This is a genomic window from Haloferax sp. s1, assembly GCF_058382125.1.
On sequence record NZ_JBZRPK010000283.1, the window covers coordinates 1 to 2,679 of the forward strand.

Below are 2,679 nucleotides of genomic sequence, written 5' to 3' on the forward strand. Positions count from 1 at the left end.
CTCGGTTACTCAACCGCCCACGTTGAACGAGTTCTTTCGCGCTCTCGATGTGGTTGTCTTCTACTTTCTCGTCTTCATTTTTTTCGGCGACCTTTGCACCGACTCGGAGAAGGTCAATCGCCTGTCGCGCATTTCCCATATCCTTTGCAGAGATTGCAGACGCCATGGCGATGGCCGACCGATCACACGCGCCGTCAACGAACGCTCGGTCAGCGCGGTCACGGAGAATCGTTTGCAGTTCGTCCGCATTGTATGGGCTGAACGAGATCTCGTTTTCCATCAGCGTGTCTTTGACCTTCGACGAAAGTGACTGTCTAAACGTGTAGTTGTTGCTAATCCCGATAACACCAACCTGAGAGTTCGTGATATGCCCGTTGGATGAGGCCCGTGGGAGCTCATAGAGGAGTGTGTTCACATCGTCGAGGTGATCAATCTCATCGAACACCAAGAAGTGCGTCCCACCGACTCGGTCGAGTTGCCGGTAGAGTTCTTCGAACGCGTCGCTAGTCCCGAGACCACGCTTTGGAAACTCACTCGCGTTTTCTGGGAGCAAACTATTCACAAGCTGCCTAACGACTACGAACAACGTCTTGCCGTTGCAGTTTAACTCGTGAATGTAGAGGTCGTCTGCTTGTTCTCGCGCTCCTCTGCTTCCGCTTTGAGAGCGTTCATCATGTACGTCGTAACAGCCGTTTTTCCGAGGCCGGCTTTCCCGTAGAGCATGATGTTCTCGGGAGCCCTCCCGAATAGGACATCCTGCAAGGCGTATCGGTATTCTTCGATCTCTTCGTCTCGTTCGAGAATTTCTTCTGGTTGATAATCTTCGGTGAGGACACTCTTATCGGAGAAAATGGTGTCCTCAAGGTCACTAAATGGGCCCGACATAACATGTTGTGTGAGTGTTTACGTAATAAAACCTTGTTTCGTTTGTCTCGTCTGTCTTCTCATAGAGTATCGAACCGGGCTAAAATCGGAGCACTACTCCTCAGTCACTAGAGGAAGACAGACGAAATGTACTCTCTCTATCGTCCTCTTGTACCTTCCAGCGTAGTGTGGCAGACAGACGAAACGTACTCTCACCCTCCCACTTCCACGATTGTATTCACGAGCTCGCAACCCCTCTGATGTGTCTCATTCAGCACTATTGAGCGTTCAGCAGGTCTACACTACGGCGTTGTTTTTGCGCCGCCCGAAGGGGCGGAGGCGCAGTAACAGATGTCGATTCCAACGCTGGCAGCTGAGTTGTCTCGTTTTCCCCACCACTTGCCCACGATGCTCGCTAAGGTGGTGAGCATCTGATGAGTCTTGAGCGTGTGTGCCGCCACGACGAGGCGCTGTTCGAGTTTTTGTGGTGTCCGGTGTGTGGCACGGAAGCGTTCACGCACATTCCGTTTGAGGGAGTGTTCTGCACAGAGTGCAATACCAGCGTGACGTGCCGTGAGGCGCCTGAGTCGCGTGGCTACGATGAGGCGGTCATCATCACATTCGACGCGACGACGACGTGGAATCTCCACGTCGACGAGAAACTTCGCCGGCCACTTCCCGACGACGAAGCACAAGTTAAGATTCTCGGTGCTCCGGGTGACTACCACGTCGATTGGTGGGCACCAACCACGACTGAAGACTGGACGCCAGTCGAGCGCAACGAGTTCGCTGACGACTCCGAACCCGAGGAGGTATCGCATCTCGCATAGCCTCGGTCGAGAGTCCCGTCGGTACTAGCGCGCCGTCGTGATTTTTTGCGCCCGAGATGGGTGCGGGCTGAAGACACAGTCCGTGTGACGTGATTCCCATGAGTTACCAACAAACAGAGTCAGACGTCTCGATCGACGAGATTCCAGTCGACCTCGAACTCGTGCATAGCACCGACCTCTCCCGAGCCGACGTTCCCGATGAAATTGAGTCGATTACGTGGGACCTTCTGAGCGAACAACCGCCGACGAATCCGCTCGTCGTGCTCAAAGCCGCTCGTTGGTGGTACATCCACGGCACAGGTGAGTCCGATCCCGTGTACTGCTGGGCGATTGAGTGGGTTCGCCACCTCACGACCGGCGAAGCGACTGCGAGCGGCCTGTTCGGCGAGTGTCGACAGTACCTTCGGAGCCTCGAATGCGAGGACACCGACCAGTAGGTCGTCTCGCCTGTTTTTTGTGCGCCCCAGAGGGGTGCGGCGCGTCCTGGAGAGACGCATCAGAACTGAAGCCAATGGCAACAACGAGTTCCCCGTCGGTGTCGTTCGACGAGACCGACACGCGACACGATGAGATGCATCGCACGATCGAACAGTGGCTTGCAGACCTCGCTGCCGACGTCGACGACGCTCGGGCGAGCAAGCAGTTCCAAGCGTGGCTGGACGTCCAGAGCCAGTTCCACGACTACTCCCACCGCAATACACTCCTCATCACCCTCCAATGCCCTGAGGCGACGAAGGTCGCTGGCTACCGGACGTGGCAAGACGAGTTCGACCGACACGTCCAGGAAGGCGAGTCGGCGATCTGGATTTGGGCGCCGATCATCACGACCCAATGCCCTGAGTGTGGGAACGCGCCGAGCTACCACGAAAACAGAGAGCGTGAGTACGACGAGACGCCACCCGAAGAGTGGTCAGAGGGACTCGTCGGCATCAAGTCTGCACCGGTCCTCGACTTTTCTCAGACCGAGTGCGAGCCACACCCCAGG

General features: G+C 56.1%; 3 protein-coding genes and 1 pseudogene. 3 read left to right on the forward strand and 1 reads right to left on the reverse strand.

Annotated elements, in window-relative coordinates; translation table 11 throughout:
* A pseudogene (locus QT222_RS02915) lies at positions 1-885 on the reverse strand (AAA family ATPase); the annotation flags it as partial.
* Positions 886-1,298: 413 nt separating this feature from the next.
* On the opposite strand from QT222_RS02915, the gene QT222_RS02920 reads away from it, so the two are divergent.
* The 3 genes from QT222_RS02920 to QT222_RS02930 all read left to right on the forward strand — a co-directional run.
* Positions 1,299-1,694, forward strand: coding sequence for a DUF7567 family protein (locus QT222_RS02920; protein ID WP_004043073.1), 396 nt, complete (start codon positions 1,299-1,301; stop codon positions 1,692-1,694).
* A gap of 98 nt (positions 1,695-1,792) precedes the next feature.
* Positions 1,793-2,131 carry a DUF8013 domain-containing protein gene (locus QT222_RS02925; protein ID WP_491476252.1) on the forward strand — a complete coding sequence of 113 codons (339 nt, stop codon included), beginning with the start codon at positions 1,793-1,795 and terminating at the stop codon, positions 2,129-2,131.
* 74 nt (positions 2,132-2,205) lie between these two features.
* Positions 2,206-2,679 (forward strand): ArdC-like ssDNA-binding domain-containing protein (locus QT222_RS02930; RefSeq protein ID WP_491476253.1); only part of this gene is annotated, 474 nt, incomplete at its 3' end.